The organism is Arthrobacter sp. SPT-J7 (assembly GCF_059089965.1).
Window position 1 is genome coordinate 1 of the sequence record NZ_JBNHFF010000367.1, and the last position, 2111, is coordinate 2111.

Sequence of the window (2111 nt, forward strand, 5' to 3'; positions counted from 1 at the left end):
CAGACCGAGCAGGACGGCGAATTGGGCATGGGATTTTCGGTGGACGTGGCCCGTGCGTGGGAAGCGGAGCTGGAAGCCGCCCTGACACCAAGGACACGCAAGGTCCCGCTGCGGATTGCCATCGTCCTGGGCGCGGGCGGCGGAGCCCTGCGCCCTTTCGCCAACCTGGCCCGGCTGGGACTGGGAGGCCGGATGGGCCCCGGCACACAGAAATTCAGCTGGATCCACGTGGAGGACCTTTATCGATCCGCGCTCTTTGTGCATGCACGGACGGACATTGCCGGCCCGGTCAATGTGGCATCGCCCGATGTGGTGGACAACCGCGAACTCATGCGCATGGTCCGCCGGGCCTACGGTGCGAGGTTCGGCATCCCCACACCGGCCTGGTTGCTGAGGCTGGGCGCCATACTGATCCGGACGGAGACCGAGCTGGTCCTGAAAAGCCGTTGGGTCCAGCCACAGAAGCTCCTGAACTCCGGTTTCGTCTACAGCCAGCCCGAGCTGGGCCGAGCGCTCCTGCAGATCGCCAAAGGGACATCCTGACCCGGCCGCTTCGGTATGGCGGCAAAGCCGCCCGGGCCGGCGTCCCTTTCGTTGGACTGACCACCGGCGGCGCCGCTTTCTGTTCAGGCATACAACGCGGCCGTGTGACGCCGGATGGCAGGATAGTGCCATGACTTCTGTTTCCGCCGATGTCCAGTCCCCCGCTGCCGCTCCCGCGGTCGTCCTGACGATCGCCGGTTCTGAGGCTACCGGCGGTGCCGGAGCCCAGGCCGACCTGAAGACCTTCCAGGAGCTGGGCGTCTTTGGCATCGCCAACCTGACCTGCATCGTTTCCTTCAACCCGAACGACAACTGGAACCACCGCTTTGTGCCGGTTGACCAGCAAGTGATCGCAGACCAACTGGAGGCGACGACGGCGGCCTACGGGCGGGAATCGGGCGCGCCCTCCGTCCTGGATACCGTGAAGATCGGCATGCTGGGCAGTCCGGCCACCATCAGCACCGTGGCTGGCGCCCTCCAGAACGGCCAATTCCGCAATGTGGTCCTGGACCCCGTTCTCATCTGCAAGGGCCAGGAGCCCGGGCACGCACTGGACACGGACCAGGCGCTGAAGGCACAGGTCCTCCCGCTGGCCACCTTCGTGACGCCGAACCACTTTGAAGCTGAGTCCCTTTCCGGGCTGGAGATCACCGACGTCGATTCCCTCAAGGCGGCCGCTGTCCGCATCCACGAGATCAGTGGAGCCGCAGTACTGGCCAAGGGCGGGGTGCGGCTGGCAGGTCCCGACGCCGTCGACGTTTTCTACGACGGCGAAACCCTCGAGGTGCTGAGCGCGCCCAAGGTCGGGGACGTCGCGGTGTCCGGCGCCGGGTGCTCCCTCGCCGCCGCAGTAACGGCTGAGCTGGCCAAGGGCGCGGCGCCACTGGAGGCTGCCCGCACAGCAAAAGCGTTTGTCACCGCCGGTATCCGGAACCGGGTAGCTTCGGGCGCGCCGTTTGATGCCCTGTGGCAGGGTGGCGCCGGCTAACTCCTGGATATTCAGGGCTGGCCAGTTTGCCACCGAGTCGCAGTCAGCGAGGGTCCGCAACCTTCCCCATAAACAGCGGCAGACCACTCTCCACGTGAACGATCTGGTAGTGGAACGGCCGGTCGAACGTTATGGACCTCGTGGGCTCTGGCGGGGCGCTGGTGGCCATGCCGTTGATCTGGGTGACGGCGGCGGCCACCGTCCCCTTTTCCGCCACAGTGATGTTGGCGTCTTGGGCGGCCTGCGTGACCATCAGGCCCGGCTGGATCGCATCAAAGTCGATGGTGGTTTCCAAGGTTCTGCGGAGCCCCAGTTGTTCAAAGACGGCCCGCACGTCAAAACTGCTCTTGTGGTCCCAGGTGGGCAGTGCCAGTTGAACCATCTCAGGATGGGTTCCTTCCAGCGCCCGTGCCACCTCGGTCAGCCGGTCCGCTTCGAGGGAGGCACCGCCGTCGTAACCTTCAGCGGGAAGCACCAGCCTCATCACGAAGCCCTCGCCGTAGGGCAAGTCCACCGCCTGCCAGCCGGCGCCCTCCGCGAACGCCATGTCCTGCCGGCCGTGCATCATCGGAACGGTGAC

General features: G+C 65.9%; 3 protein-coding genes. 2 read left to right on the top strand and 1 reads right to left on the bottom strand.

The annotated features are described in order from the left end of the window. Both AC5RWX_RS32710 and AC5RWX_RS32715 read left to right on the top strand, forming a co-directional pair. Nucleotides 1-543, top strand: a 543-nt coding sequence (locus AC5RWX_RS32710) for a DUF1731 domain-containing protein (RefSeq protein WP_494100326.1), incomplete at its 5' end; no start/stop codon positions are given. 130 nt (nt 544-673) lie between these two features. Then, nucleotides 674-1531 carry a hydroxymethylpyrimidine/phosphomethylpyrimidine kinase gene (locus tag AC5RWX_RS32715; protein ID WP_494100327.1) on the top strand — a complete coding sequence of 286 codons (858 nt, stop codon included), beginning with the start codon at nt 674-676 and terminating at the stop codon, nt 1529-1531. Nucleotides 1532-1574: 43 nt separating this feature from the next. Here AC5RWX_RS32715 and AC5RWX_RS32720 read toward each other — a convergent pair. After that, nucleotides 1575-2111: serpin family protein (locus AC5RWX_RS32720; RefSeq protein WP_494100328.1), on the bottom strand; the 537-nt coding region annotated here is incomplete at its 5' end.

What these genes read in the sequence shown, in the direction of transcription:
- AC5RWX_RS32715 (WP_494100327.1), top strand. Translation starts at nt 674, where the DNA reads ATGACTTCTGTTTCCGCCGATGTCCAGTCCCCCGCTGCCGCTCCCGCG.